General features: G+C 70.9%; 24 protein-coding genes, 1 pseudogene and 1 riboswitch. Of the genes and pseudogenes, 16 read left to right on the forward strand and 9 right to left on the reverse strand.

From position 1 onward, the window contains the following. The first annotated feature begins 64 nt into the window (after positions 1-64). The gene (gene whiG, locus ACFY4A_RS27795; RefSeq protein WP_390832070.1) at positions 65-907 is read left to right on the forward strand and encodes an RNA polymerase sigma factor WhiG; all 843 of its coding nucleotides are present in this window, start codon (positions 65-67) and stop codon (positions 905-907) included. Between the two features lie 75 nt (positions 908-982). Then, positions 983-1,540, forward strand: a complete 558-nt coding sequence (locus ACFY4A_RS27800; RefSeq protein WP_390832113.1) for a TetR/AcrR family transcriptional regulator — start codon at positions 983-985, stop codon at positions 1,538-1,540. 94 nt (positions 1,541-1,634) lie between these two features. Here the strand turns inward: ACFY4A_RS27800 and ACFY4A_RS27805 are convergent, their stop codons facing one another. After that, on the reverse strand, positions 1,635-2,300 hold the full coding sequence (locus tag ACFY4A_RS27805; protein WP_390832071.1) for a murein hydrolase activator EnvC family protein: 666 nt from the start codon (positions 2,298-2,300) through the stop codon (positions 1,635-1,637). A gap of 292 nt (positions 2,301-2,592) precedes the next feature. Between ACFY4A_RS27805 and rpsB the strand changes: the two genes are divergently transcribed. The 11 genes from rpsB (at position 2,593) to ACFY4A_RS27860 (ending at position 15,011) form a co-directional block, all read left to right on the forward strand. Continuing rightward, the gene (gene rpsB / locus ACFY4A_RS27810) at positions 2,593-3,453 is read left to right on the forward strand and encodes a 30S ribosomal protein S2 (protein WP_390832072.1); all 861 of its coding nucleotides are present in this window, start codon (positions 2,593-2,595) and stop codon (positions 3,451-3,453) included. A gap of 158 nt (positions 3,454-3,611) precedes the next feature. Further along, positions 3,612-4,448 (forward strand): translation elongation factor Ts, encoded by an 837-nt coding sequence (gene tsf / locus ACFY4A_RS27815; protein WP_390832073.1) that lies wholly within the window; start codon positions 3,612-3,614, stop codon positions 4,446-4,448. A gap of 208 nt (positions 4,449-4,656) precedes the next feature. Beyond that, on the forward strand, positions 4,657-5,415 hold the full coding sequence (pyrH, locus tag ACFY4A_RS27820) for a UMP kinase (RefSeq protein WP_390832074.1): 759 nt from the start codon (positions 4,657-4,659) through the stop codon (positions 5,413-5,415). 190 nt (positions 5,416-5,605) lie between these two features. Then, positions 5,606-6,163 (forward strand): ribosome recycling factor, encoded by a 558-nt coding sequence (gene frr, locus ACFY4A_RS27825; RefSeq protein WP_064537659.1) that lies wholly within the window; start codon positions 5,606-5,608, stop codon positions 6,161-6,163. Then, positions 6,163-7,350: a phosphatidate cytidylyltransferase gene (locus ACFY4A_RS27830; RefSeq protein WP_390832075.1), complete on the forward strand. Its 1,188-nt coding sequence runs from the start codon at positions 6,163-6,165 to the stop codon at positions 7,348-7,350. The genes frr and ACFY4A_RS27830 overlap by 1 nt, the downstream gene beginning before the upstream one ends. A gap of 853 nt (positions 7,351-8,203) precedes the next feature. Next, a complete protein-coding gene (locus tag ACFY4A_RS27835) occupies positions 8,204-8,758 on the forward strand; it encodes a YcxB family protein (protein ID WP_390832076.1) in 555 nt (184 codons plus the stop codon). Between the two features lie 193 nt (positions 8,759-8,951). Next, a complete protein-coding gene (gene rlmN, locus ACFY4A_RS27840) occupies positions 8,952-10,058 on the forward strand; it encodes a 23S rRNA (adenine(2503)-C(2))-methyltransferase RlmN (RefSeq protein WP_390832077.1) in 1,107 nt (368 codons plus the stop codon). Positions 10,059-10,090: 32 nt separating this feature from the next. Then, positions 10,091-10,196, forward strand: a riboswitch (TPP riboswitch). An 82-nt stretch (positions 10,197-10,278) separates the two neighbouring features. Beyond that, positions 10,279-11,355: a thiamine ABC transporter substrate binding subunit gene (locus tag ACFY4A_RS27845; protein ID WP_390832078.1), complete on the forward strand. Its 1,077-nt coding sequence runs from the start codon at positions 10,279-10,281 to the stop codon at positions 11,353-11,355. A gap of 47 nt (positions 11,356-11,402) precedes the next feature. Continuing rightward, positions 11,403-13,004, forward strand: a complete 1,602-nt coding sequence (locus ACFY4A_RS27850; RefSeq protein ID WP_390832079.1) for an ABC transporter permease — start codon at positions 11,403-11,405, stop codon at positions 13,002-13,004. Beyond that, positions 13,005-14,024, forward strand: a complete 1,020-nt coding sequence (locus ACFY4A_RS27855; protein WP_390832080.1) for an ABC transporter ATP-binding protein — start codon at positions 13,005-13,007, stop codon at positions 14,022-14,024. Positions 14,025-14,213: 189 nt separating this feature from the next. Next, a complete protein-coding gene (locus tag ACFY4A_RS27860) occupies positions 14,214-15,011 on the forward strand; it encodes a maleylpyruvate isomerase family mycothiol-dependent enzyme (protein WP_390832081.1) in 798 nt (265 codons plus the stop codon). A 59-nt stretch (positions 15,012-15,070) separates the two neighbouring features. Here ACFY4A_RS27860 and ACFY4A_RS27865 read toward each other — a convergent pair whose 3' ends face one another. The 6 genes from ACFY4A_RS27865 to ACFY4A_RS27890 all read right to left on the reverse strand — a co-directional run bounded on the left by ACFY4A_RS27865 (position 15,071) and on the right by ACFY4A_RS27890 (position 20,892). Continuing rightward, the gene (locus tag ACFY4A_RS27865; RefSeq protein ID WP_390832082.1) at positions 15,071-15,781 is read right to left on the reverse strand and encodes an LAETG motif-containing sortase-dependent surface protein; all 711 of its coding nucleotides are present in this window, start codon (positions 15,779-15,781) and stop codon (positions 15,071-15,073) included. Between the two features lie 245 nt (positions 15,782-16,026). After that, entirely contained in the window at positions 16,027-16,434 is a 408-nt protein-coding gene (locus ACFY4A_RS27870; protein ID WP_390832083.1) for a VOC family protein, read from the reverse strand. A 125-nt stretch (positions 16,435-16,559) separates the two neighbouring features. Beyond that, positions 16,560-18,026: a hypothetical protein gene (locus tag ACFY4A_RS27875; RefSeq protein WP_390832084.1), complete on the reverse strand. Its 1,467-nt coding sequence runs from the start codon at positions 18,024-18,026 to the stop codon at positions 16,560-16,562. Then, a complete protein-coding gene (locus tag ACFY4A_RS27880; protein ID WP_390832085.1) occupies positions 18,008-18,751 on the reverse strand; it encodes an ABC transporter ATP-binding protein in 744 nt (247 codons plus the stop codon). Before ACFY4A_RS27880 ends, ACFY4A_RS27875 begins: the two co-directional genes overlap by 19 nt. 255 nt (positions 18,752-19,006) lie before the next feature. Next, positions 19,007-20,386 (reverse strand): aspartate aminotransferase family protein, encoded by a 1,380-nt coding sequence (locus ACFY4A_RS27885; protein WP_390832086.1) that lies wholly within the window; start codon positions 20,384-20,386, stop codon positions 19,007-19,009. After that, positions 20,371-20,892, reverse strand: a complete 522-nt coding sequence (locus ACFY4A_RS27890; RefSeq protein WP_390832087.1) for an Lrp/AsnC family transcriptional regulator — start codon at positions 20,890-20,892, stop codon at positions 20,371-20,373. Before ACFY4A_RS27890 ends, ACFY4A_RS27885 begins: the two co-directional genes overlap by 16 nt. A 171-nt stretch (positions 20,893-21,063) precedes the next feature. Between ACFY4A_RS27890 and ACFY4A_RS27895 the strand changes: the two genes are divergently transcribed. From ACFY4A_RS27895 to ACFY4A_RS27905, 3 genes are all read left to right on the forward strand, one after another. Further along, positions 21,064-22,503 (forward strand): gamma-aminobutyraldehyde dehydrogenase, encoded by a 1,440-nt coding sequence (locus tag ACFY4A_RS27895; RefSeq protein ID WP_390832088.1) that lies wholly within the window; start codon positions 21,064-21,066, stop codon positions 22,501-22,503. Between the two features lie 211 nt (positions 22,504-22,714). After that, complete coding sequence (locus tag ACFY4A_RS27900) at positions 22,715-23,905, forward strand: PotD/PotF family extracellular solute-binding protein (RefSeq protein ID WP_390832089.1); 1,191 nt, start codon at positions 22,715-22,717, stop codon at positions 23,903-23,905. Between the two features lie 13 nt (positions 23,906-23,918). Then, a complete protein-coding gene (locus tag ACFY4A_RS27905) occupies positions 23,919-24,470 on the forward strand; it encodes an HXXEE domain-containing protein (RefSeq protein WP_390832090.1) in 552 nt (183 codons plus the stop codon). A 479-nt stretch (positions 24,471-24,949) separates the two neighbouring features. On the opposite strand, the gene ACFY4A_RS27910 is transcribed toward ACFY4A_RS27905, so the two are convergent. Together ACFY4A_RS27910 and ACFY4A_RS27915 are read right to left on the reverse strand one after the other, a co-directional pair. Beyond that, entirely contained in the window at positions 24,950-25,648 is a 699-nt protein-coding gene (locus ACFY4A_RS27910; protein ID WP_390832091.1) for a glycerophosphodiester phosphodiesterase, read from the reverse strand. A 29-nt stretch (positions 25,649-25,677) separates the two neighbouring features. Further along, positions 25,678-26,858 (reverse strand): annotated as a pseudogene (locus ACFY4A_RS27915) (adenosine deaminase). Positions 26,859-26,956 lie beyond the last annotated feature (98 nt).

Genomic DNA, 26,956 nt, shown 5'->3' on the forward strand with positions numbered 1-26,956 from the left:
GCGACCCAGACCGACAGCTCACCCAGACGCCCGCATTCCACGACAGAACGACACAAGGCGACGAATGTCCCAGCACACCTCCGGGCCCGACCGGGCGGCGCTTCCCCCAGCCGCCCGTGACGGTGGCAGCGTGCGGCCGCCCGCTCCTTCGACGCTCGAGGAGCTGTGGCGGTCGTACAAGGCGACGGGGGACGACCGGCTGCGGGAGCAGCTGATCCTGCACTACTCGCCGCTGGTGAAGTACGTGGCGGGGCGGGTGAGCGTCGGTCTGCCGCCCAACGTGGAGCAGGCCGATTTCGTCTCCTCCGGGGTCTTCGGGCTCATCGACGCGATCGAGAAGTTCGACATCGAGCGGGAGATCAAGTTCGAGACCTACGCGATCACGCGGATCCGGGGCGCGATGATCGACGAGCTGCGGGCGCTGGACTGGATCCCCCGCTCGGTGCGGCAGAAGGCGCGGAACGTGGAGCGGGCGTACGCGACCCTGGAGGCCCGGCTGCGGCGCACGCCGACGGAGGCCGAGGTGGCTGTCGAGATGGGCATCACGGTCGACGAACTGCACGCCGTTTTCAGCCAGTTGTCGCTGGCCAACGTGGTGGCGCTGGAGGAGTTGCTGCACGTCGGCGGCGAGGGCGGGGACCGGCTGAGCCTGATGGACACGCTGGAGGACACCGCCGCCGACAACCCGGTGGAGGTGGCCGAGGACCGGGAACTGCGCACGTTCCTGGCCCGGGCGATCAACACGCTGCCCGAGCGGGAGAAAACCGTCGTGATGCTCTACTACTACGAAGGCCTCACGCTCGCCGAGATCGGCAATGTGCTTGGTGTGACCGAGAGCCGAGTCAGCCAGATCCACACCAAATCGGTGCTCCAGCTGCGCGCGAAGCTGGCGAGCTTCGGGCGCTGACGCGGGCGGAGTCCCTCCCGGTGCGGGTGGGACGTCCGTAAAGTGGTTGACGTGCCAAGGATTCGAGCGGCCTCCGTGGCCGAGCACCGGTCGATGCAGCGAGCCGCCCTGCTGGACGCGGCGCGGACCCTGCTGTCCGAGGGCGGGACGGAGGCGCTGACCTTCCCGGCCCTGGCCGAGCGGACGGGGCTCGCGCGGTCGTCGGTGTACGAGTATTTCCGGTCACGGGCGGCCGTGGTCGAGGAGCTGTGCGAGGTCGACTTCCCGGTGTGGGCCGCAGAGGTCGCGGCCGCGATGGCCTGCGCCGACGGGCCCGCGGCCAAGGTCGAGGCGTATGTGCGCAAGCAGCTGGAGCTGGTCGGGGACCGGCGCCACCGGGCCGTCGTGGCGATCTCGGCGAGTGAGCTGGACGCAGGTGCCCGGGAGAAGATCCGGGCCGCCCACGGCGGGCTCGTCGCCATGATCGTGGAGGCGCTGGGAGAGCTGGGGCACGAGCAGCCGCGGTTGGCGGCGATGCTGCTTCAGGGCGTGGTGGACGCGGCGGTGCGGCGGATCGAGCTGGGCGCCGCGGAGGATCCGGCGGCCATCGCCGAGGCCGCGGTGGGGATGGCGCTGCGCGGCGTCTGCGGCTGACGCCGGCGGCGTGCCTCCTGCGCGCACCCGGTCCGGCCTGTTCCGTCCCGGCCGCCCGCCCGCGGCCAGGGCCAGGAGGCACGCCCGCCCGCGACTAGGGCAGCGGCACCCCCAGCACCGGCAGCAGTCTCGTCGGTCCGTTCAGGAGCCACGGCGGGAGCAGGAGGAGCGGGTTCAGGTAGGTCCTGCCGCGCAGCAGGCCCCAGTGGACGCACGGGCCCTCGCAGTGCCGGCCCGTCGCCTCCACGGTGCCGACGATCGCACCCGCCGCCACCTCGTCGCCCTGCTTCACCGACGCCCTCACCGGCTCGTATGTCGTCCGCAGCGGTGGCTCACCGGTGCCCGTCAGCTCGACCGACACCACGCCTCTGCCGGCCACCGTGCCCGCGAAGAACACCCGCCCCGCCGCCACCGCCCGAACCGGAGCGCCCGGCGACGCGCCCAGGTCCACGCCCCGGTGCCCGGGTCCGTAGACCGTCGCCGGAGGATCCCAGCCGCGCAGCACCCCGGGGCGCACCCCCACCGGCCACACCCGGCCCACAGCCGGTACCGGCGGATCTCCTCCGGGGCCGGGATCGGGGCCAGGACCGGGGCCAGGACCGGTCGGCACGGCGGGCCCGCCGTCCGCCCAGGCCGTCCACTCCGCCGAGCCCACCAGCGCTGCCGAGGCCACCAACGCCACCAGCGCCAAAGAGGCCACCAGCGCCGCCTTCCACCCGGGCAGCAGCCCCCGCCGGGCGCCGGCGGCCGTCCATCGCATCGCACGCATCCGAACCATGCGCCCACCGTCCCGCACCACCGCCGACGGCGGCCGGAACCTGTGGACAACTCACCGGTTGTGGACAGCGGCGTCACCCGGCGCCCCGCGGGTCCCGTACACTTCTGATGGCGACCCGGGTCACCGGGTCGACTTCGCACGCCCCGACACCCGGACCGGCGACGGCCGGTGTCAGCGCCCCTCGGTCCCTCGTGGCACGGCGCACCGCGGGCGTCAGGCGCGGAAGCCGTCCGGCATCCGCGGCACAACCGAGAAACTCAAGGAGAGTACGGCCATGGCCGTCGTCACGATGCGGGAGCTGCTGGAGAGCGGCGTCCACTTCGGTCACCAGACCCGCCGTTGGAACCCGAAGATGAAGCGCTTCATCTTCACCGAGCGCAACGGCATCTACATCATCGACCTGCTCCAGTCGCTGTCGTACATCGACCGCGCCTACGAGTTCGTCAAGGAGACCGTCGCCCACGGCGGCACGGTCATGTTCGTCGGTACGAAGAAGCAGGCGCAGGAGGCCATCGCCGAGCAGGCCACCCGCGTCGGCATGCCCTACGTCAACCAGCGCTGGCTGGGCGGCATGCTCACCAACTTCTCGACCGTCTACAAGCGTCTGCAGCGCCTGAAGGAGCTCGAGCAGATCGACTTCGAGGACGTCGCGTCCTCCGGCCTGACCAAGAAGGAGCTCCTGGTCCTCTCCCGCGAGAAGGCCAAGCTGGAGAAGACCCTCGGCGGTATCCGCGAGATGCAGAAGGTGCCCAGCGCCGTCTGGATCGTGGACACCAAGAAGGAGCACATCGCGGTCGGCGAGGCCCGCAAGCTCAACATCCCGGTCGTCGCCATCCTCGACACCAACTGCGACCCCGACGAGGTCGACTACAAGATCCCGGGCAACGACGACGCGATCCGCTCCGTCACCCTGCTCACCCGTGTGATCGCCGACGCGGTCGCCGAGGGCCTCATCGCCCGCTCCGGCGTCGCCGCCGAGGGCAAGGGTGAGAAGGCCGCGGGCGAGCCGCTCGCCGAGTGGGAGCGCGACCTGCTCGAGGGCGAGAAGAAGGCCGAGGAGGCCCCGGCCGTGGAGGTCCCGGCCGCGGAGGCTCCCGCCGCCGAGGCGCCGGCCGCCGAGGGCGAGCAGGCCTGACCCGTCAGCGCCAGTGTTGACGGCGGGAGCGGCGACATGAAGTCCGCTCCCGCCGTTCACCCGTAGGTCAGCACCGAGTCGGGGATCTGCATCTACATGTAGATCGCAGACCGTGCAGATCTTCGATCCTCCAGACTTCGAGAAAGATTCACAGACTCATGGCGAACTACACCGCCGCCGACGTCAAGAAGCTCCGCGAGCTCACCGGCGCCGGCATGATGGACTGCAAGAAGGCGCTGGACGAGGCCGAGGGCAACGTCGAGAAGGCCGTCGAGGCGCTGCGCATCAGGGGCCAGAAGGGCGTCGCCAAGCGCGAGGGCCGCTCCGCCGAGAACGGCGCCGTGGTCTCGATCATCGCCGACGACAACTCCTCCGGTGTCCTCGTCGAGCTGAAGTGTGAGACGGACTTCGTCGCCAAGGGCGAGAAGTTCCAGGCCGCCGCCCGCGCGATCGCCGAGCACGTCGCCAAGACCTCCCCGGCCGACCTCGAGGCCCTGCTCGCCTCGGAGATCGAGGCCGGCAAGACGGTCCAGGCGTTCGTGGACGAGGCCAACGCCAACCTCGGCGAGAAGATCGTCCTGGACCGCTTCGCGCAGTTCTCCGACGGCTTCGTGACCGCGTACATGCACCGCACGATGCCCGACCTGCCCCCGCAGATCGGTGTCCTCGTCGAGCTCGACAAGCCGAACGCCGAGGTCGCCAAGGGCGTTGCCCAGCACATCGCCGCGTTCGCGCCGAAGTACCTCTCCAAGGAGGACGTGCCGGCCGACGTCGTCGAGTCCGAGCGCCGTATCGCCGAGGAGACCACGCGTGCCGAGGGCAAGCCCGAGGCTGCGATCGCCAAGATCGTCGAGGGCCGTCTGAACGGCTTCTTCAAGGACGCGACGCTGCTCGGCCAGCCCTACGCCCTGGACAACAAGAAGTCGGTCCAGAAGGTTCTGGACGAGGCCGGTGTCACCCTGAAGCGCTTCACGCGCATCAAGGTCGGCATCTGAGTCCAGGTCCGTACCGCGACGGACCCCCGACCCCGATAGGGTCGACAGCAGTCGTCCACGTCGCTCGCGTGTGCGCCCACGCACACGTGAGCGACGGACGGCAGCAGATCTGACGAGGAGGCCATTGCCGCTGCATGGGATGCGAAACACGCCCCACCGGCAATGGCCTTCTTCGCATGTGCACCACGTATAACAAAGGCGGGATCTCATGACCACCAAGGCCCAGAAGAGCGACGACGGCAAAGTACCCGGCCGGTTTCTGCTGAAGCTGTCCGGAGAGGCCTTCTCCGGCGGCGGGGGCCTGGGCGTCGACCCGGACGTGGTGCACGCCATCGCCCGTGAGATCGCGGCCGTCGTACGCGACGGCGCGCAGATCGCGGTCGTGATCGGCGGCGGCAACTTCTTCCGCGGTGCCGAACTCCAGCAGCGCGGCATGGACCGAGCCCGCTCGGACTACATGGGCATGCTCGGCACCGTGATGAACTGCCTCGCCCTGCAGGACTTCCTGGAGAAGGAAGGCATCGACAGCCGGGTCCAGACCGCCATCACCATGGGTCAGGTCGCCGAGCCGTACATCCCGCTGCGCGCCGTGCGCCACCTGGAGAAGGGCCGCGTGGTCATCTTCGGCGCCGGTATGGGCATGCCGTACTTCTCCACCGACACCACCGCCGCCCAGCGCGCCCTGGAGATCGACGCCGAGGCGCTGCTCATGGGTAAGAACGGCGTGGACGGGGTTTACGACGCCGACCCGAAGGCCAACCCGGACGCCGTGAAGTTCGACTCCCTCGGCTACGGCGAGGTCATCACGCGGGACCTGAAGGTCGCCGACGCGACGGCGATCACGCTGTGCCGGGACAACAAGCTCCCGATCGTCGTCTTCGAGCTCCTGAAGGAGGGCAATATCGCCCGCGCCGTCAAGGGTGAGAAGATCGGCACGCTTGTGGGTGACCAAGGCAGCCGGGACTGACCGGCGGACCCCGCACCGCGGGTCGCCGGAAAGAGACCTGTCCGGGCGACGGACGGGACGGACCCTGGCCGGGGGATGGACAATGTCCTGCCGGTCGGGAACCGTGCAGGAAGAAGACGCGACGAAGCCGGCCGCCGGTCCCGACAGGGAAACCGCAGCCGGGCCTACTCAAGACACGCAGGAGCAAGTGGTGATCGAAGAGACCCTCCTCGAGGCCGAGGAGAAGATGGAGAAGGCCGTCGTGGTCGCCAAGGAGGACTTCGCCGCGATCCGCACCGGCCGTGCGCACCCGGCGATGTTCAACAAGATCGTGGCCGATTACTACGGCGCGCCGACGCCGATCAACCAGCTGGCTTCGTTCTCCGTGCCGGAGCCGCGCATGGCCGTCGTGACCCCGTTCGACAAGACCGCGCTGCGCAACATCGAGCAGGCGATCCGCGACTCCGACCTGGGCGTCAACCCGAGCAACGACGGCAACATCATCCGCGTGGTGTTCCCCGAGCTCACCGAGGAGCGCCGCCGCGAGTACATCAAGGTCGCCAAGGGCAAGGGCGAGGACGCCAAGGTGTCCATCCGCTCCGTGCGCCGCAAGGCCAAGGACGCCATCGACAAGCTCATCAAGGACGGCGAGGTCGGCGAGGACGAGGGCCGTCGTGCGGAGAAGGAGCTCGACGACACCACCGCGAAGTACGTGGCGCAGGTGGACGAGCTGCTGAAGCACAAGGAAGCGGAGCTGCTCGAAGTCTGATGAACGACACTTCCTGGGGAGCGCCGCGGCAAGCCGGGTACCGGGAGCCCGCGGACGGGTCACCCGCCCATCAGGGACTCGTCCCGGGGGCCGCTCCGGCAGGTCCCGCGTACGATGCGCATGACGCCCAGCGGACCCGCCCCATGCCCGTCGTGCCCGACGTGCCCGCTCACGGCGGAAACCAGGATGACGACCGGGGTGCCGCCCAGCCGGGCGGCGCCTCGTTCCGCGACGACACGCCGCGGCCGCCGCACCACGCGCCGCAGCCGTGGCCCCATGACACGCCGCAGACACCGTCCTTCTACGGGACGGCGTCGCAGAATCCGGAGCCCATGCCCGACGCCCCGCAGCCGGCGCCCGCGCCGCAGAAGAAGAGCGCGGGCCGCGACCTGGGCGCCGCCATAGGCGTCGGCCTCGGGCTCGGCGCGGTGATCGTCGTGTCGCTGTTCGTCGTCAAGGCCGTGTTCGTGGGCGTCATCGCGATCGCGGTCGTGGTCGGCCTGTGGGAGCTCACCAAGCGGCTCGAGGAGCGCAAGGGCATCAAGGCGCCGCTCGTACCGCTGGCGGTGGGCGGAGCGGCCATGGTGGTCGCCGGGTACGTACGGGGTGCCGAGGGCGCCTGGGTGGCGATGGCGCTGACCACGCTCGCGATCCTGGTCTGGCGCATGACGGAACCACCGGAGGGCTACCTCAAGGACGTCACGGCCGGCGTCTTCGCGGCGTTCTACGTGCCGTTCCTGGCCACGTTCGTCGCGATGATGCTGACGGCGGACGACGGCCCCCGCCGCGTGCTGACCTTCCTCCTGCTCACGGTGGTCAGCGACACGGGCGCGTACGCCGTCGGCTGGCGCTTCGGCCGGCACAAGCTCGCCCCGCGCATCAGCCCGGGCAAGACCCGCGAGGGCCTGTTCGGCGCGGTCGCCTTCGCGATGGTGGCCGGCGCGCTGTGCATGCAGTTCCTGATCGACGACGGTGCCTGGTGGCAGGGTCTGCTGCTCGGCCTCGCGGTCGCCGCCACCGCCACCCTCGGCGACCTCGGCGAGTCCATGATCAAGCGGGACCTGGGCATCAAGGACATGGGCACGCTGCTCCCCGGCCACGGGGGCATCATGGACCGCCTCGACTCCCTGCTGCCCACCGCGCCCGTGGTCTGGCTCCTGATGGTCCTCTTCGTCGGCTCCGCCTGAGCCCGCGGTCATCGAGCCCCCACCTCGACGGGTGAGGGCTCGATGCCGTCCAGCACGAGGACCGCGTGCTCCGCCGCCCCGACCGTCCTGCTGTCCACAGCCGACCGGGCCACCGGAGTGGAGCCGCGACACCGGCCACCGGCCCAAGCTCCGAGAACTGGCGGTGATCGGGCAGCAACAAGGCCCCTACCAGCGCGTTCGGCGCGGATAGGGAGCCTGGTGTGGGTCACTGGGCCGTCTCCGGACCGTCAGCTCGCGCGGTGCGGGCGGAAGCACCCGATTTACGGCCTTCCTCGTCGGCTCCTGGCTCGACTGCATCAGGTGTGCGTACAACCCGCAGCGTCGACCCCGGGTCCGAGTGCCGCGGGTACTCGCTCACGGCCTTGATGCTCGCTCACGCGTCGAGCAGGACCGAGGCGTGGACGTGCCTCAGAGCATGGTGCCGTGCTCAGGAGCGGAGTCGTGCTTGCCGTCCTCCGCGGCTTCCGCGATCAAGGGCTCGCTTCGCTCGCCGTCGCTCCCGGCCTCCTGGACCGCAAGCAGTCCGATCGATCGGCCGGCACCGGGACGGCGGGGGCGCCGTTGGCGACCGCGGGTCCGTAGTGGCATGCGCGGGGAGCCGGGAAGAGCGGCGGGTGAAGCTGGATCGTCGGCTGACCCTTCCCCGGGGAGAGACAGGTCGGGCCCCTACGGCACTCAATGTGCGAAGTCCGACCGCTCGGGGCCCTGTGCGCTGCTCATCAGCCGGCTGCGCGGCGTCCTCGACCGCCACCTGCCCCACCACGGCGGCCGTCCGCTCCAGCACTGAGGTTCGGTAGGATCCCGCTGGTCTTCGTACTACTGGGGAGGGATCATGGCCGAGGGCCGCGGAGCCGAAGGCACCAACAACGCCCCCGATGTCGTGGACGAACAGACCGCGGTCCAGCTGGTGTACCGGCCCCAGTCCGCCGACGCGCTGGTCGGCCTGCGGGTCCGCGAGCGGATCAAGCGGACGGGGCTACTGCTGCGGCGCGTGTTCCTCGCACTGTGGGTGGGGCACTGGCTGGTCTCCGCCGTGGGCCGCGGGAGCATCGACGTGGTCTCGACCGTTCTGTTCCTGTTCGTTGTCCTGGTGGTCTGGGGGTACCCACGGCTGCAGGCCGCTCACGTGCAGCGGCTCATCGGATGGCAGGGCGAGTACCGCGCCACCGTGTCTGCCGCCGGGATCGCCTGCCGCAGCGACCACAGCACGTTGGTCCAGAAGTGGTCCGTCTTCCAGGGCTACCGGGAGACGGCCGGCCACTTCGTCCTGCTCAGCCGGGACCCCAACATCATGTGGCTCGGTGTCCTGCCCAAGCGGGGCGTGCATGAGGCCGGGGACCTCGACCGGCTTCGGGCCATCCTGGACCAGCACACCACTCGCATGTGACGCACGGGAAAGGCACCCCGCGCCGGCGGTCGACGGCCGGGGCCTGCCGCAGGCGCGCTCCGGCAGCGCTCCATTCCTGGGCCGTCGGTGGGCCGGCCGAGGGGACCAGCGACGACGGATGGCGGTCACCAGCGACGAGTCTCCGACCGGCAGCCCCAGGTCACAGGATTTGATCTGCGACACTGGTACCACCATGCCCAAGCCCGGAGAACTCACTTTCGTCGCCCCGCGCGGTGCCAAGAAGCCGCCGCGGCACCTTGCCGATCTGTCGCCCGCCGAGCGCAAGGAGGCCGTCGCCGCGATCGGCGAGAAGCCCTTCCGTGCCAAGCAGCTCTCGCAGCACTACTTCGCGCGGTACGCGCACGACCCGGAGCAGTGGACCGACATCCCCGCCGGGTCCCGCGCCAAGCTCCAGGAGGCGCTGCTCCCCGAGTTGATGACGGTCGTACGGCATCTGTCGACCGACCAGGGGACCACTCGCAAGACGCTGTGGCGCCTGTTCGACGGCACGCTCGTGGAGTCGGTGCTCATGCGCTACCCGGACCGGGTGACCATGTGCATCAGCTCGCAGGCGGGCTGCGGCATGAACTGCCCGTTCTGCGCCACGGGACAGGCCGGGCTCGACCGGAACCTGTCCACCGCCGAGATCGTGCACCAGATCGTGGACGGGATGCGCGCCCTGCGGGACGGGGAGGTCCCCGGTGGTCCCGCGCGTCTGTCGAACATCGTCTTCATGGGCATGGGCGAGCCGCTCGCCAACTACAACCGCGTCGTCGGCGCCATCCGCGCCCTGACCGACCCCGAGCCGGACGGGCTCGGCCTCTCCCAGCGCGGGATCACCGTCTCGACGGTGGGCCTGGTCCCGGCGATCCACCGGCTCTCCGACGAGGGCTTCAAGTGCCGGCTCGCCATCTCCCTGCACGCACCGGACGACGAACTGCGCGACACGCTCGTCCCGGTCAACACCCGGTGGAAGGTGCGGGAGGTGCTCGACGCCGGATTCGAGTACACGGCCAAGTCCGGGCGCCGGCTGTCCATCGAGTACGCGCTCATCCGGGACATCAACGACCAGGCGTGGCGCGGCGACCGGCTCGGCCGGCTGCTCAAGGGCAAGCCGGTGCACGTCAACCTCATCCCGCTGAACCCGACCCCCGGCTCCAAGTGGACCGCGTCCCGGCCCGAGGACGAGAAGGCGTTCGTCGAGGCGATCGCCGCCCACGGTGTGCCGGTGACCATCCGGGACACCCGGGGTCAGGAGATCGACGGCGCCTGCGGTCAGCTGGCTGCCACCGAAAGGTAGCCGGACGGTAGGCTGAGAGCGTACACATCTTCATATTCCGACAGGGGAGCGCCACAGCGCTGAGAGTGCGGCACCGGCCGCAGACCCTCTGAACCTCGCCCAGGTCATTCTGGGTAGGAAGTTCGGTCATCACTCAAGCTGTTGTGCCCTGCCCGGGTGTCCCTAGCGGATCCCGGGCAGGGCCGCGTCTCTTCCTGGCCAACCCCCAGGAGGACATCCAGTGCACACCAAGACGTTCGCCGCCGTGGCGGTCGGGCTCGGCCTGGTCACGCTGTCGGCGTGCGGTTCGTCGCCGGGCGACAGGAGTTCGGCCGGCTCCAGGACGGTGACCCTGGTCAGCCACAACTCGTGGGCCGCCTCCAAGAGCGTCATCGCGGACTTCGAGAAGAGTTCCGGCTACAAGGTCAAGGTTCTCGAGGACGGCGACGCCGGCCAGGCCGTCAACAAGGCCATCCTCACCAAGGACAACCCGCAGGGCGACGTCTTCTTCGGCGTCGACAACACGCTGCTGTCCCGCGCCCTGGACAACGGGCTGTTCCAGCCGTACGAGCCCAAGGGCGCGGACCTGATCCTGCCGCAGTACCGGGTCGACGAGGCGAAGCACCGGGTCACGCCCATCGACACGGGTGACATCTGCGTCAACTACGACAAGAAGTACTTCGCCGACCACAAGCTGGCCCCGCCCGCCTCGTTCGACGACCTGGTCAAGCCGGAGTACAAGAACCTCCTCGTCACCGAGAACGCCGCCACCTCCTCGCCCGGCCTCGGCTTCCTGCTCGGCACCGCCACCCGGTACGGAGACAACGGTTGGCAGGACTACTGGAAGAAGCTCAAGTCCAACGGCGTCAAGGTCGTCGACGGCTGGGAGCAGGCCTACAACCAGGAGTTCTCCGGCTCCGCCGGCGGCAGGAAGGCCAAGGGCGACCGTCCCCTCGTCGTCTCCTACGCCTCCTCGCCGCCCGCCGAGGTCATCTACGCCGACCCGCGGCCGAAGACCGCGCCGACCGGTGTCGCGCAGGGCACCTGCTTCCGCCAGGTCGAGTACGCCGGACTGCTGAGCAACGCCAGGAACACCGAGGGCGGCAAGGCCCTCCTCGACTTCCTGATCACCAAGAAGTTCCAGGACGACATGCCGCTGAACATGTTCGTCTACCCGGTGCGCGAAGGCGCCCAGGTGCCCCCGGAGTTCGCCGAGTACGGTCCCCAGGCCAAGAACCCCGAGACCATGGCGCCTGACAAGATCGCCGCCAACCGTGACCAGTGGGTCAAGTCGTGGACCTCACTCGTCCTCAGGTAGGCCGCGGGCGCGGCCGCCGGACGGGGAACGCGGCGCGGCTCGGTCTCATGACCGTGCCCGTCGCGTTCTTCGCGGTGTTCTTCGCCTACCCCGTGGCCGCGATCGTCCGGCGCGGCCTGGAGGCGGACGGGGCATGGCAGTTGGGACGGATCGCGAACGTGCTCGGACAGTCCGACATCCGGCACGTCCTGTGGTTCACCACCTGGCAGGCGCTCGCCTCAACCGCGCTCACCCTGCTCGTCGCCCTGCCCGGCGCCTATGTCTTCGCGCGCCTCGACTTCCCCGGCCGGCAGGTCCTGCGGGCCGTCGTCACCGTGCCGTTCGTGCTGCCCACGGTCGTCGTCGGCACCGCGTTCCTCGCGCTGGTAGGGCGCGGCGGCCTGCTCGACGAGTTGTGGGGCGTCCGGCTGGACACCACGGTGTGGGCGATCCTGCTCGCCCACGTCTTCTTCAACTACGCCGTCGTCGTAAGGACCGTGGGCGGCCTGTGGGCGGGGCTCGACCCGCGCCAGGAGGAGGCGGCCCGGATGCTCGGTGCCTCGCCGCTGACCGCCTGGCGCAAGGTCACCCTGCCCGCGCTGGCCCCCGCGGTCGCCGCCGCTGCACTCATGGTCTTCCTGTTCACGTTCACCTCCTTCGGCGTGGTGCAGATCCTCGGCGGCCCCACCTTCTCCACCCTCGAGGTGGAGATCTACCGGCAGACGTCCGAGATCTTCGACCTGTCGACCGCCGCTGTCCTGACGGTCATTCAGTTCGTGGCGGTGGGCGCGATCCTGGTCGTGCACGCCTGGACGGTACGGCGCCGGGAGACCGCGCTGAAGCTGGTGGACGCCTCGCTGACCGCTCGCCGGCCACGCGGCGCCGGGCAGTGGACGCTGCTGGCCGCAGTCCTCGCCACCGTCGCCGTCCTCCTCGTGCTGCCGCTCGCCGTGCTGGTGCAGCGGTCGCTCATCGCGCCCGGCTTCGGCTACTACCGGGCGCTGACGAACGCGGACGGCGGCACCTTCCTGGTCGCGCCGATCGACGCCGTGGGTGCTTCCTTGAGCTACGCCGCCGCCGCGACCGCCATCGCCGTGGTGATCGGAGCGCTCGCCGTCGCCGCCCTCACCCGGCGCGGCGCCGGCCGGCTCGTACGCGGCTTCGACGCGCTGCTGATGCTGCCGCTCGGGGTCTCCGCGGTGACCGTCGGCTTCGGCTTCCTGATCGCCCTGGACCGCCCGCCGCTGGACCTCAGGCAGTCCTGGATCCTGGTCCCGCTCGCGCAGGCCCTGGTCGGCGTGCCCTTCGTCGTGCGGACCATGCTGCCCGTGATGCGCGCGGTGGACGGGCGGCTGCGGGAGGCGGCGGCCGTGCTCGGGGCCTCGCCGTGGCGGGTGTGGCGGGAGGTCGACCTGCCCCTGGTACGGCGGGCGCTGCTGATCGCCGCCGGGTTCGCCTTCGCGGTGTCACTGGGGGAGTTCGGGGCGACGGTGTTCATCGCGCGGCCCGACAACCCGACGCTGCCGGTCGCCGTGGCGCGGCTGATCGGCAGACCCGGCGACCTCAACTACGGCCAGGCGATGGCCCTGTCGACGATTCTGATGGTGGTGTGCGCGGTGGCACTGCTGGTGCTGGAGCGGCTGCGGACCGACCGGAGCGGGGAGTTCTAGATGCTGCTGAGCCTTCAGGCCGCGACTGTGCGCTTCGGCGGACGGACCGCGCTGGACGCGATCGACCTGGCGGTCGCCGAGCACGAGATCGTGTGTGTGCTCGGACCCAGCGGCAGCGGCAAGTCGACGCTGCTGCGCGCGGTGGCCGGGCTCCAGCCGCTGAACTCCGGGCGGGTGCTGCTGGGCGGGCGGGACCAGGCTGGGGTGCCGGTGCATCGGCGCGAGGTGGGGCTGATGTTCCAGGACCACCAGCTGTTCCCGCAGCGGGACGTGGCCGGCAACGTCGGCTTCGGACTGCGTATGCACGGCGCGGGGAAGAGCGAACGGGACGCCCGGGTGGGGGAGTTGCTGGAGCTGGTCGGGCTGCCCGGTGCCGGGCGGCGGGCCGTGGCCGCGCTCTCCGGCGGGGAGCAGCAGCGGGTGGCCCTCGCCCGGGCGCTCGCCCCCCGGCCGCGGCTGCTGATGCTGGACGAGCCGCTCGGCCAGCTCGACCGCTCGCTGCGGGAGCGTCTTGTCGTCGAACTGCGGGAGGTGTTCGGACGGTTGGGCACCACCGTGCTCGCCGTCACGCACGACCAGGGCGAGGCCTTCGCCCTCGCCGACCGGGTCGTGGTGATGCGGGACGGCCGAATCGCCCAGTGGGGCACGCCACTTGAGGTGTGGCAGCGGCCGGCCGACGCCTTCGTGGCCCGTTTCCTCGGCTTCGAGAACGTGGTGGAGGCGAGCGTGGACGGCGAGGTCGCGGTCACCCCGTGGGGCAAGGTGCCGGTCCCCGACGGCGCGGCGCGGGGCACCCACACCCTGCTCGTCCGGCCCGCCGGTGTCCGCCTGGTCCCCACCGACGAGGGCTTGCCCTGCACGGTGACCGCCCGCACCTTCAAGGGCACCCACGTGACCGTCCACCTCCAGCCCGACAACGCCCCCCGCCTGGAGGCGGCCTGCGCCCTGCGCGCGGCTCCGGAGGTGGGCGACGAGGTGGCCGTGGAGTTCGACACGACGGAAATCGTGGTGCTCGATTGACCGTGCGGCACCTAGTGCCCCAACAGGCAACGTTCGCCCCGTCGCGACGCCCGGCACGCACTCTCGCCGCACCGCCCGAAAGCCCAAGTACGCCCAGTACGAGGACTTCCGGTCGGCACACCGAGAGCACGCACCGGACGCCGCTCCTCAACGGGCAAACGTTGCCTGCCGGGGCACTAGTGTGCGGGCATGACGCTCCTTGCCCACCACCGTTACTGTGACGAAATCGCCCGGCAGATCGACGAGTTGCGATCCCTGCTCATCTCCGGCGCCGACCTGTCCGGCACCGTGCCGACCTGCCCGGACTGGACCCTGGAAGAGCTGGTACGACACGTGGGCGGCGCCCTGCGCTGGGTGGAGGCGCTGGTCCGAACCCGCGCACAGGAGAACATCCCGGACGACGCGGTCCCGCTCGCCGAGGGACCGAAGGCGCAGGGCGACCCGGCCGCGCTGGACGCCTGGCTCGCGGAGAGCGGCCGGATGGTCGTCGACGCCCTCCGCGAGGCCGGACCGGACACGAAGGTGTGGACCTGGGCCGGGATCCTCGGCACCGGTTTCTGGGCCCGTCGCATGACCCACGAGATCACGATCCACCGCGCCGACGCGGCGCTCGCCGCGGGCCGGCCCTACGAGGTCGGCGCGGACGTGGCCGCCGACGCCGTCGACGAGTGGCTGCAGATCGTGGAGTTCGTCCAGCGGAACAAGGTGAACCCGGATGCCCAGGAGTTGAGGGGGCCGGGCCGCAGCATCCATCTGCACGCCACCGACGGCGGCCCCGAGCTGAACGCCGAGTGGGTCATCGAGCTGACCGAGGACGGCGTCACCTGGCGCCGCGGTCATGAGAAGGCGACCGTCGCGCTGCGCGGGCCGCTCACCTCCGTGCTGCTTGCGTTCTACAGCCGACTGCCCCTGGACAGTCCCGAGTTGGAGGTGCTCGGCGAGCGGGAGCTGCTGGAGTTCTGGCTGGCGCGGGCGACCTTCGGGTGATCGACCTGGCCCGCCCCCGAGTTCGGGGGGCGAGCCAAGGGTGGTGTGCCGGTGGGGCGTCAGCGGTTGCTGTTCGCTCCTCGGCGGCGCATGCCGAAGAAGACCGCGCCACCGCCGACGACGACCAGGGTGGCCGCGATGCCGGCGATCACGCCGGTGTTGGAGCCGGCACCGGTCTCGGCGAGGTTGGAGTCACCCACCGCGGGCGACGGAGCGTTGTTCTCTGTGCCGGCGGGAGCGGTGGTGCTCTCCGAGGCGGACGACGTCGGGGCCGCGGACTCCGACTCCGACGGCGATTCGGACGGCGACTCCGACTCCGTTGCCGACGGCGTGGCCGGAGTGCTCGGGGTCTGCGTCTTGCAGGCCGTGGACGGAGTGGTCAGGTACGGCTCGATGTCCTCGTTGACCAGCTCTCCGTTCTTGCCGGCCTTGACGTGGACGCGGTAGATGGCGTTCGGCTGCCAGTCCTCGGCGAAGGTGATCGTGGTGCCCTCACGGGAACCCTTCACCGTGAGTTCACCGACCTCGCGTGCGTCGGCGCCGTTGTTCTGGAGGAACACGGAGACGAGGGCCTCGGCGCGGGAGGGGTCCTTGTCGGTGACGACGATGACACCCTTCTCGCCGTCGCACTTGGCTTCGGCGGAGAACTCCTTGATGTCGCAGGCGAGCGCGTCAACCGCGGCGCCGAGAGCCAGAGCGGCGGACACGGAGGCGACACCGAGGATGCGCACGGTGCGTGCGGTACGACGGGATATGGACAAGATGGCCACTTACCCTTCACGGGAATGCTCAATTGCGGGGGGTTTGAGGGGTGTTGGGGCAACGGCGAGCCCCCAGCAACCCCAGGAGGCTCAGATCTATAAGTGCTTCAGCGGGAGTGTCAATCGGTCCTCCTCCCACGGGCGTTGAATTTACCTCGTTATTAACTACGCAAATGTTTCAATGAGTTGGCATGCGTCTGGGCGGGTGCCGAAGCACCCGCCCAGTCCGTTGTGAGCCTTCGACCCCCGAGGGATCAGCCCTGCACCGCCGCCGGATCCATCCACATGACCTCCCAGGTGTGGCCGTCGAGGTCGTCGAAGGCGCGGCCGTACATGAAGCCCTGGTCCTGGGTCTCGCCGCTCGCGCTGCCGCCGGCCGCGACCGCCTTCTGCACCAGCTCGTCGACCTTCTCGCGGCTCTCCGCGCTCAGACAGATCAGCACCTCGCTGGACTTCGTCGAGTCCGCGATCTCCTTCTTGGTGAAGGTGGCGTAGTGCTGCTTGCTGAGCAGCATCGCGATGATCGTGTCGCTGATGACGACGCAGACGCATTCGTCGGTGGAGAACTGCGGGTTGATGGTGTAGCCGAGCTCGGTGAAGAACTTCTTGGACGCGGCCACGTCGTTCGTCGCCAGGTTCACGAAGATCATCTGCTGGTACATGGCAGGGACTCTCCCATCGCGGTTCGTTGCCGTTCGTAGGGGTAGACCCGGGGCCCGCGCGGAACTCATCGACGCCCCAGGATTCTTTTGTTACGTCTTCTCCCCGGGGCCGGCGGGCCGGCGGCTCAGGGCACCAGCGGCAGTGCGGCGAGATCGGCGACCACGAGGGTCAGCGGGACGAACAGGGCCAGCAGGGCGCCGCAGCGCAGGAGGGCGGCCGAGCGCAGCATCGTGGCCGGCGCGCCGAGTCGCAGCAGCGCCGCGGTGGTGTCCGCACGGGACTGCCTCGCCTCGACGGCGGCGATCAGCAGAGTGGTCACGGCGCAGCCGGCGACGAGCAGCGTACCCAGCGTCGTCAGCGGGCCGAGAGCCCGAGCGGCGCCGTCGTAGGCCGCGATCATGGCGTACGTCCCCGACGCCACCGCGCAGACCACGCCCAGCGGGCGGCCGATGCGGCCCGCCTCCTCCATCAGGACGCGCCCGGCCAGGAGCCGCAGGGCTCCCGGACGCGCGGACTGGAGTAGACGGCCGCACAGGTGGGTGAGACCGGGGCCGGCCAGGGCGAGGCCGAGGGCGGTCATCAGCCAGCCGATGAGGACCGGGGCGGAGTCGGCCGCCAGTCCGCCGGGAAGGGCCGGGCCGGGGGCGGCCGCGGGTGTGGCGGACCGTCCGGCGTACGCCTCCACGGTCAGGCCTGCGGCGAGTACGGCGATGCCCCAGGGGAGTCCGGTGGGTGGCTGCCTCGGGGCCGGGGGCCGGTGCGGATCGGGGTCGTCGTGCACGGGTTCGTGACCGGTGTCCTCGGTGCCGGTCAGCTCGGCCTCGGTCAGATCCGCCCCGGCGGCCCCGGCGGCCCCGGCGGCCCCGGCCGGGTCGGCCCCGGTCCGCGCCGTGCCGTCGGCCGTGTCCGCCGGCCGGGTCGCGCACGCCGTCGCCGACCGGCCCTGTCGCACGGCGGTCCCATCGCCGAGCCGTGCCCCGAACCGGCCGTACGCCCCGAACGTCTCCGGAGTGCCGGTGCGCCGGTACGCCCCGAAGCGGCCGTACCTCCGGCCGGTGCTCCGGGCTGCCGCGGGCCTGGCCTCCCGGGGACACAGCACCAGCGCGACCGCCACCGAGGCCAGGACGGGGACGACGGCCAGCAGGGTCAGCACCGCCGGCACCGGCAGCGGCTCCCCGGCCCCAAGGAACGCCTGCTCCGCGCCGTTCAACGGCATTCCCGTGCGGTCGCCGCGCAGGTGCGCGAAGAACAGCAGCGCGAGCAGCGAGCCCAGCCCGCAGGCCAGGGCGGTCGTGGCCGCCGAGACGGCCATCAGACGGCCCGGGCCGAGGCCGAGCGCCGACAGGCCCGGCCGGGGACGGGTCCCCGGGTCGGTACGGGCCACAGCTACCGCGAGGTACACCGTCGCCGCCAGGGGCAGCACGCACCAGGAAAGCCGCAGCGGCGCCGCGGCCGAGTGCTCCGGGCGGCCGAGTGCGTAGCCGAGGCTGGACAGCAGCAGGAAGCCCGTGCCCGCCGACGCCGCCGCGACCGTCAGGCGGCGCAGCTGGACGCCCGGGCGGGCGACGCGGATCAGACGGAGAGCGAGCACGTGGCCCGGCCTTCCGCCGTGTCGCCGACCGGGGGCAGGTGCACGGTCTTCACGCACCGCCCGTCGAGCACCGCCACCGTCCGGTCCGCGAAGGCCGCGATCTCCGGATCGTGCGTGGCGAGCACGACCGTGATGCCGTGCGAACGGGCCGCGGTGGTGAGCGTGCGCAGCACGTGGGCGCGATCGGCGCGACGCAGCGGGGCCGTCGGCTCGTCGGCGAACAGCACCGTGGGGAAGGGAGCGAGCGCGCGGGCGATGCAGACGCGCTGCCGCTCGGCCTGGCGTAGTTGGTGCGGGCGCATACGGGCCAGGTCGCCGACGTCGAGGCGCTCCAGCCACTCCAGGGCGGCCGCTTTGGCCCGCCGCCGGCTCGTGCCGCGCAGCATCAGGGGCAGGGCCGTGTTCTCCCAGACGTTCAGCTCCGGTACGAGCACGGGCGTGGGGTCGACCCAGCCGAACCGGTCCCGGCGCAGCCGCTCACGGGCCAGCGGGCCGAGGCTGTGCAGGGGGACGCTGTTGAACCAGACCTCGCCGCGCCGCACCCGCGTCATGCCGGACAGGCACCGCAGCAGGGTCGTCTTGCCGCTGCCGCTCGGCCCGCTCACGGCGAGGATCTCGCCCTGCGCGACACCGAGGGAGACGCCGCCGAGGGCGGGCGAGCCGTCGTCGTGGGTGTAGTGCAGGGCCCGCGTCCAGAGCACGTCGTTGTCGGATGGGACGTCCATGGGCGTACACCTCGGTTCTCATCGGGAATGCCGTGCCGTGTCCCCCGTACGGGCGAACGAGAGTGAAGACCTCGGGTCACGGACCGGTCCGACGCAGAGTGACGCGTCAAAGGCACGCTAGGCAGCCCCTGTGAGGAGGCCGGACAGCACACGGCCCCGGGCCGCCGTTTCCCACTCGAACGGACGGCACCGGGGCCGGTGATGATCATCTGATCGCAGGTGTGCGCCTTTCGCGCGGCGGTCGGGCCGCCGCGGTCACAGCTTGGTCCACGCCTCCGTCAGGGTCGCGCGCAGGATCTGCTCGATCTCGTCGAAGGTCTCCTGGTTGGAGATCAGCGGCGGGGCGAGCTGGACGACCGGGTCGCCGCGGTCGTCGGCACGGCAGTACAGGCCGTTGTCGTACAGCGCCTTGGACAGGAAGCCGTACAGGACCCGCTCGGTCTCCTCCTCGTTGAAGGACTCCTTGGTGTTCTTGTCCTTCACCAGCTCGATGCCGTAGAAGAAGCCGTTGCCGCGGACGTCGCCGACGATCGGCAGGTCGTGCAGCTTCTGCAGGGTGGAGAGGAAGGCGCCCTCGTTGTCCAGCACGTGCTGGTTGAGGCCCTCGCGCTCGAACAGGTCGAGGTTGGCCAGGCCCACCGCGGCGGAGACCGGGTGGCCGCCGAAGGTGTAGCCGTGCAGGAAGGTGTTGTCGCCCTTGTAGAACGGCTCGGCGAGGCGGTCGGAGATGATGCACGCGCCGATCGGGGAGTAGCCCGAGGTCATGCCCTTGGCGCAGGTGATCATGTCCGGGACGTAGCCGAACTTGTCACAGGCGAACATGGTGCCCAGGCGGCCGAAGGCGCAGATGACCTCGTCGGAGACGAGCAGCACGTCGTACTGGTCGCAGATCTCGCGCACCCGCTGGAAGTATCCGGGCGGCGGCGGGAAGCAGCCGCCGGCGTTCTGCACCGGCTCCAGGAAGACCGCGGCGACCGTCTCCGGGCCCTCGAAGAGGATCTGCTGCTCGATCTGGTCGGCGGCCCAGCGGCCGAAGGCCTCCGGGTCGTCGCCGAAGATCGGCGCGCGGTAGATGTTGGTGTTCGGGACCTTGTGCGCGCCCGGCACCAGCGGCTCGAACGGCGCCTTCAGGCCCGGCAGGCCGGTGATGGACAGGGCGCCCTGCGGGGTGCCGTGGTAGGCCACCGCACGGGATATGACCTTGTGCTTGGTGGGCTTGCCGGTCAGCTTGAAGTACTGCTTGGCCAGCTTCCAGGCGGTCTCGACGGCCTCACCGCCGCCGGTGGTGAAGAAGACCTTGTTCAGGTCGCCCGGCGCGTAGTCCGCCAGACGCTCGGCCAGCTCGACGGCCTTGGGGTGGGCGTAGGACCAGACGGGGAAGAACGCCAGCTCCTGCGCCTGCTTGGACGCGGTCTCGGCCAGTTCCGTGCGGCCGTGACCGGCCTGGACCACGAACAGGCCCGCGAGACCGTCGAGGTAGCGCTTGCCCTTGTCGTCGTAGATGTAGGTGCCCTCGCCGCGCACGATCGTCGGCACGGGGGCGTTCTCGTACGAGGACATGCGGGTGAAGTGCATCCACAAGTGATCGTACGCGGTACGGCTGAGGTCCTTGCTCACGGTTATCGGGTTCCCCACATGTAGGTCTGCTTCTTGAGCTTGAGGTAGACGAAGCTCTCGGTGGAGCGCACGCCGGGCAGCGCCCGGATGCGTTTGTTGATGACGTCCAGCAGCTGGTCGTCGTCCTCGCAGACGATCTCGGCGAGGATGTCGAACGAGCCCGCGGTCATCACCACGTACTCGACTTCCGACATGCCGGTCAGCGCGTCGGCCACGGACTCCGTGTCGCCCTCGACGTTGATCCCGACCATCGCCTGCCGCCGGAAGCCCACGGTGAGCGGGTCGGTGACGGCGACGATCTGCATCACGCCCTGGTCGAGCAGCTTCTGCACGCGCTGGCGCACGGCCGCCTCGGACAGGCCGACGGCCTTGCCGATGGCGGCGTACGGACGGCGGCCGTCCTCCTGCAACTGCTCGATGATGGCGAGGGAGACGGCGTCCAGGTGCGGGCTGCCGCTCCCGCTCCTGGACTCGCGGGAGTCCCTCTGCTCTGCGCTTCGACTGGGCACGACCTCACTGTGCACGACGTATCGACAGTTCCGCAAGGCCGTGGCGATGAAATTCGTTGTTTGCGAGACCGAGACGTGCGGATTTCGCAGAACTCGCGGTGACGGGGGTGTTGAAAACGTGGCACCGCGGACTAGTGTGGGTGCCTCAGCGATGGGACATCTTGAACAGGACCAGGAGGGCCGGCAGTGAGCACCGAGCTGCGTCGTCTGCGCAACTACATCGACGGTGAGTTCCGGGACGCCGCCGACGGACGGACCACCGAGGTGGTCAACCCCGTGGCGGGCGAGGCGTACGCGACCGCGCCGCTGTCCGGGCAGGCGGACGTGGACGCCGCCATGGCGGCCGCGGCCGCGGCCTTCCCGGGCTGGCGCGACACCACCCCGGCGGAGCGCCAGAAGGCCCTGCTGAAGATCGCGGACGCCTTCGAGGAGCGCGCCGAGGAACTGATCGCGGCCGAGGTGGAGAACACGGGCAAGCCGATCGGGCTGACCCGCTCCGAGGAGATCCCGCCGATGGTCGACCAGATCCGCTTCTTCGCGGGTGCGGCCCGGATGCTCGAGGGCCGCTCGGCCGGCGAGTACATGGAGGGGCTGACCTCGATCATCCGCCGCGAGCCGATCGGCGTCTGCGCGCAGGTCGCGCCGTGGAACTACCCGATGATGATGGCCGTGTGGAAGTTCGCCCCGGCGCTCGCCGCGGGCAACACGGTGGTCCTGAAGCCGTCGGACACCACCCCCGCCTCCACGGTCCTGATCGCCGACATCATCGGCTCGATCCTGCCCAAGGGCGTCTTCAACGTCATCTGCGGCGACCGCGACACCGGCCGTCTGATGGTGGAGCACCCCACCCCGGCGATGGCCTCCATCACCGGCTCCGTGCGCGCCGGCATGTCCGTCGCCGAGTCGGCCTCCAAGGACCTCAAGCGCGTCCACCTGGAGCTGGGTGGCAAGGCCCCGGTCGTCGTCTTCGAGGACACCGACATCGACAAGGCCGTCGAGGACATCTCGGTCGCCGGCTTCTTCAACGCCGGCCAGGACTGCACGGCCGCCACCCGCGTCCTCGTCCACGAGTCCATCCACGACGCGTTCGTCTCCGCGCTCGCCAAGGCCGCGGCCGAGACCAAGACCGGGCAGCCGGATGACGAGGACGTCCTGTTCGGCCCGCTGAACAACCCCAACCAGCTCAAGCAGGTGGCCGGCTTCATCGAGCGGCTGCCCGCCCACGCGAAAGTCGAGGCCGGTGGCCACCAGGTCGGCGACAAGGGCTACTTCTACGCCCCGACCGTCGTCTCGGGTCTGAAGCAGGACGACGAGATCATCCAGAAGGAGGTCTTCGGTCCGGTCATCACCGTGCAGTCCTTCTCGGACGAGGACCAGGCCGTGGAGTGGGCCAACGGCGTCGAGTACGCGCTGGCCTCCTCGGTGTGGACCAAGGACCACTCCCGCGCCATGCGGATGTCCAAGAAGCTCGACTTCGGCTGCGTGTGGATCAACACCCATATCCCGCTGGTCGCCGAGATGCCGCACGGCGGCTTCAAGAAGTCCGGCTACGGCAAGGACCTGTCGGCGTACGGCTTCGAGGACTACACGCGGATCAAGCACGTCATGACGTCGCTCGACGCGTGACGCCGACTGCGTGGCACTGACCACGTGGCATTGACCGCGTGATGCGTTGCTCGCGTGGCTCGCCGGCTCGCGGCCCCGGACGGAGGACGGACCGTCCGGGGCCGCGGTGTGTTCACGGCCGGGTCTTGATCGACAGGGTGTCGGCTCCCTCCCGGCGTGCTCGACGCTGCGTCGATTGTCCGGCCGCGGACACGAGCGGCATTCTGGGCCGGTGCCCAAGACTCCGAAGACGCCTCCGCTGTCCCGCCGCTCCCTGCTGGGCGCCCTGGGCGGCACGGCCGCGCTCGGTGCGCTCGCCGGGTGTGGGGTGCCCGCAGCCTACGTCCAGCCCGGTGACCGCGCCATCCCGGACGCCTCCGCCACCGACCACCGGCTGACCTGGGCGAACTGGCCGCTCTACATCGACACCGACGACAAGAACCCGAACAAGCGGCCCACCCTGGAGGCCTTCGAGAAGAGCACGGGCATCGCCGTCGACTACGTCGAGGAGATCAACGACAACGACGAGTTCTTCGGCAAGATCAGCCCGTCGCTGATGAACCATCAGGATCCCGGCCGCGATCTGATCGTGATCAGCGACTGGCTGTGCGCGCGGTTCGTCCGGCTGGGCTGGGTGCAGGAGATGGACCGCGCCCGTCAGCCTCAGGTGGCCGAGTACCTCGACCCGCTGCTGCGCGACCCCGCCTTCGACCCGGGACGCAAGTTCACGATGCCGTACCAGTCGGGCATCACGGGCATCGCCTACGACCGCCGCAAGCTCGGCCGCGAGATCCGCCAGGTCTCGGACCTGTGGGCGAGCGACCTCAAGGGCCGGGTCACCCTGTTCTCCGGCCTGGACGAGGCGTTCGCACTGCTGATGCAAGCCGACGGCGTGGACATCACCAAGTGGAGGACCCACGACTTCGACAAGGTGTGCGACCAGGTGGAGAGGCAGGTCCGCAAGGGCCAGATCCGCCGCTTCACCGGCAACGACTACACCAAGGACCTGGTCAGCGGGGACGTCCTGGCCTGCCAGGCCTACTCGGGCGATGTGATCCAGCTCCAGGCGGACAACCCCGACATCCGTTTCGTCGTGCCCGAGGAGGGCGCCGAACTGTGGTCGGACTCCTGGATGATCCCCAACCGGACCGGCCGCAAGGCCAACGCGGAACGCCTGATCGACCACTACTACGAGCCCGAGGTCGCCGCCGAGCTCGCCACCTGGGTGAACTACGTCTGCCCCGTCCCGGCGGCCCAGGCCGTGCTCGCCGGCTCCAAGGACAAGGACACCGCCGAACTCGCCGAGAACCCGCTGATCTTCCCCGACTCCACCCTGCGCGAGCGCCTCGCCATCGCCCGGGACATGTCCTCCGAGGAACGCGTGGAGTTCGCCAAGCGCTGGAACGCCATCGTGGGCCTGTAGCAGACTCACCTCCGTGACGCATACGCCGAGCGACCAACAGGTGGGCCCCGCCGTCACGTTCGGGCTGCTGGCGGCCTGGGCGCTGCACGACAGCGAGGAGTTGGCCACCGTGCAGGGCTGGCTGCGGCGCAGTGAGCCGGTCCTGCGGGAGCGCTTTCCGGGTGTGCCGGAAGCGGTGTGGCGCAGGCTCGGGTCCGTGGACGCGCGTGAATTCGCCGCGGCCGTGGGGGTGATGGGCGCGATCGTCGCCGCGGCGTCCGTCGCGGGCCGGGCGACCGGCGGGCGTTCCGCCGTGTACCAGACGGCGCTGAACGCCTTCGGACTGCACGGCCTGGTCCACCTGGCCCAGGCCGCGGCGGTGCGCGGCTACACTCCCGGTTCCGCGACCTCGCCCGTCGTGGTCGTCCCCTTCACCCTCTGGGCCCGCGCCCGCCTGCGCCGCGCCGGCGTCCTGCGCCCCACGCGTCCCCGGGACCTGGCCCTCGGCCTTGGCCTCGCGGCCGCGGCCACGGTGGCATCCCACGCAGCGGCCCGCCGCCTGCTGGGCGGCCGGCCCGCCACCTGAGCGCCGCCGGCGCGAAGCGTTCGGCCGGCCGACCGCCGGCGCAACTCGTGCACGCCAACCCTGCCGCGCCAGGTGCCACCAGTGCCGCCGACGCGGACCTGGGCGGCTTGGCGTCCGCGCCGGGCAGCGCGGCGATGGCGGCGCGCAGCGCTGCGGCGTCCGGGCCGGACGGGGCGCGGCCGGCGGCCGGTGAGTCCGGGCGGGAGAGGTCGCGGCCGGCGGCCGGTGCGGTCCGGCCAGGCGGGTGCGGCCAGGGCCGGTGCGGCGGATCAGTGCGATGACCGGGCCGTGGACGACGGAGGCAGCGATCAGGGCCGGGGCGCGGGCGTGCATCGAACGCTCCCGGAGGGTGCTCGGCGGGCTGGTGCCGAACATCCTTCGGGTGTGCCGCGCCCGGCGGATCGCCGCCGGGGAGGGGCCCGCCCGCCTGGGTGCCCCGTAGCAAGTGCAAGACCGTGCCGGGGTGTGGGCGGGGTGGCCTACGGTGCCGTGGTCTGTGTGGTGCGCAGGGTGTGGAGCAGGCCGACGCGGTTGGTTGTGATCGAGTCGACGCCGAGGTCGAGCAGGCGGCGCAGGGAGCGGCGGGTGTCGGGGGTCCAGACGGACAGCAGGTAGCCGTCGCGGTGGACGCGGGCGGCGAGGTCCCGGTCCACCAGGGTGAAGCGGTAGTTCAGCCACCGGGGCCGGACCGCGTCCAGCAGCCCGGCCCGCGGGGGCGCGAGCGTCGTCCAGGTCAGGGCGATCTCGGCGGCCGGGTCGGCGGCGCGCACCGCGAGCATGGCCTCGCCGCCCGCGCAGTAGTACACGCGGTCCCGCGCCCCGCACGCGTCGACCACGTCGACGATCCGCCGCACCGCCCGCGGGCGGGCCGGGCCCGGCAGGTCGATCATCACCCGGCCGGTGCCCGTCGCGGCGAGCGCGTCCTCCAGCGTGGGCACCCGGCCGTCCGACAGTTCGCGCAGCTCTGCCGCGGTCAGCGCGTGCAGCGGCCGGTCGTGGGCCCACAGCCGCTTCAAAGACTCGTCGTGCAGCAGCACCGGAACACCGTCCCGGGTCAGCCGCACGTCGATCTCGACCGCGTCCGCGCCCTGGTCGAACGCGGAGCGCAGCGAGCCGACGGTGTTCTCGCGGAAGCGGTAGGGGTCGCCGCGGTGCGCCACGGCCGTCACGGTCTGCATGGGCGCCATTGTGTCCCGCGTGTCCCGGCTCAGGGCGCGAGCCACCGCGCGGTGTAGGCGTCGATCTCCTCCACGATGCGCGCCTTGCCGGCCGCGTTCAGGAAGGAGGCGTGCACCGCGTTCTTGGCCAGCTCGGCCAGGCCCTGCTCGTCGAGGTCGAGCAGACGTCCGGCCACGGCGTACTCGTTGTTGAGGTCCGTGCCGAACATGGGCGGGTCGTCGGAGTTGACCGTGACGAGGACCCCGGCGCGGACGAACTCCTTGATGGGGTGCTCCTCAAGGGTGCGCACGGCCCGGGTGGCGATGTTGGAGGTCGGGCAGACCTCCAGCGGGATGCGGTGCTCGGCGAGGTGGGCGAGCAGCTTCGGGTCCAGGGCGGAGCTGGTGCCGTGGCCGACGCGCTCGGCCCGCAGCTCGGTCAGCGCGTCCCACACCGTCTCGGGCCCGGTGGTCTCGCCGGCGTGCGGGACGGAGCGCAGCCCGGCGGCGATCGCCCGGTCGAAGTAGGGCTTGAACTGGGGCCGCGGTACGCCGATCTCGGGCCCGCCGAGCCCGAACGACACCAGGCCCTCGGGCCGCAGCCGGTCGTCGGTGGCGAGCCGGGTGGTCTCCTCGGCCGACTCAAGACCGGCCTCGCCGGGGATGTCGAAGCACCAGCGCAGTACGGTCCCCAACTCGTCCTGAGCCGCCTTGCGGGCGTCCTCGATCGCGTCCATGAAGGCGCGCTCGTCGATGCCCCGCCGGGTGGAGGAGAACGGCGTGATGGTGAGCTCCGCGTAGCGCACCTGCTGCCGGGCCAGGTCGCGGGCCACCTCGTAGGTCAGCAGCCGTACGTCCTCCGGGGTGCGGATGAGGTCCACGACGGACAGGTACACCTCGATGAAGTGGGCGAAGTCCGTGAAGGTGAAGTAGTCGGCCAGGGCCTCGGGGTCGGTGGGCACCTTGGAGTCGGGGTGGCGGGCGGCCAGCTCGGAGACGATCCGGGGGGAGGCGGAGCCGACGTGGTGCACGTGCAGTTCGGCCTTGGGCAGTCCGGCGATGAAGGCGTGCCGGTCACGCGGCGCGTGCGGGTCACCGAGTGCGTGCGGGTCGCCGAGTGCGTACGGGTCACGGAGTGCGGGCTGGTCGGTCAAGGGGTCCCTCCCCGGGAAGGGCGCCGCGGGCCCTGCGGGCGCGGCGCGGTGATCGGCTGATCGGTGAGCACGGTCATCGTAGGCGCACGCCTCGCCGTGGGCCCGGGGCGCGGTCGGCACCCGGGCTGGGCTGCCAGTGCCCGGCGGCCGGCCTGCGGCGACGAGGCCGTAGCAT

Source organism: Streptomyces sp. NPDC001292, assembly GCF_042896465.1.
Classification (GTDB): Bacteria; Actinomycetota; Actinomycetes; order Streptomycetales; family Streptomycetaceae; genus Streptomyces.

Excerpts from the sequence above, each read along its gene's own strand:
- whiG (WP_390832070.1), top strand. The coding sequence starts at position 65 with ATGTCCCAGCACACCTCCGGGCCCGACCGGGCGGCGCTTCCCCCAGCC.
- ACFY4A_RS27805 (WP_390832071.1), bottom strand. The coding sequence starts at position 2,300 with ATGCGATGGACGGCCGCCGGCGCCCGGCGGGGGCTGCTGCCCGGGTGG.
- rpsB (WP_390832072.1), top strand. The coding sequence starts at position 2,593 with ATGGCCGTCGTCACGATGCGGGAGCTGCTGGAGAGCGGCGTCCACTTC.
- tsf (WP_390832073.1), top strand. The coding sequence starts at position 3,612 with ATGGCGAACTACACCGCCGCCGACGTCAAGAAGCTCCGCGAGCTCACC.
- pyrH (WP_390832074.1), top strand. The coding sequence starts at position 4,657 with ATGACCACCAAGGCCCAGAAGAGCGACGACGGCAAAGTACCCGGCCGG.
- ACFY4A_RS27830 (WP_390832075.1), top strand. The coding sequence starts at position 6,163 with ATGAACGACACTTCCTGGGGAGCGCCGCGGCAAGCCGGGTACCGGGAG.
- ACFY4A_RS27835 (WP_390832076.1), top strand. The coding sequence starts at position 8,204 with ATGGCCGAGGGCCGCGGAGCCGAAGGCACCAACAACGCCCCCGATGTC.
- rlmN (WP_390832077.1), top strand. The coding sequence starts at position 8,952 with ATGCCCAAGCCCGGAGAACTCACTTTCGTCGCCCCGCGCGGTGCCAAG.
- ACFY4A_RS27850 (WP_390832079.1), top strand. The coding sequence starts at position 11,403 with ATGACCGTGCCCGTCGCGTTCTTCGCGGTGTTCTTCGCCTACCCCGTG.
- ACFY4A_RS27855 (WP_390832080.1), top strand. The coding sequence starts at position 13,005 with ATGCTGCTGAGCCTTCAGGCCGCGACTGTGCGCTTCGGCGGACGGACC.
- ACFY4A_RS27860 (WP_390832081.1), top strand. The coding sequence starts at position 14,214 with ATGACGCTCCTTGCCCACCACCGTTACTGTGACGAAATCGCCCGGCAG.
- ACFY4A_RS27870 (WP_390832083.1), bottom strand. The coding sequence starts at position 16,434 with ATGTACCAGCAGATGATCTTCGTGAACCTGGCGACGAACGACGTGGCC.
- ACFY4A_RS27880 (WP_390832085.1), bottom strand. The coding sequence starts at position 18,751 with ATGGACGTCCCATCCGACAACGACGTGCTCTGGACGCGGGCCCTGCAC.
- ACFY4A_RS27910 (WP_390832091.1), bottom strand. The coding sequence starts at position 25,648 with ATGCAGACCGTGACGGCCGTGGCGCACCGCGGCGACCCCTACCGCTTC.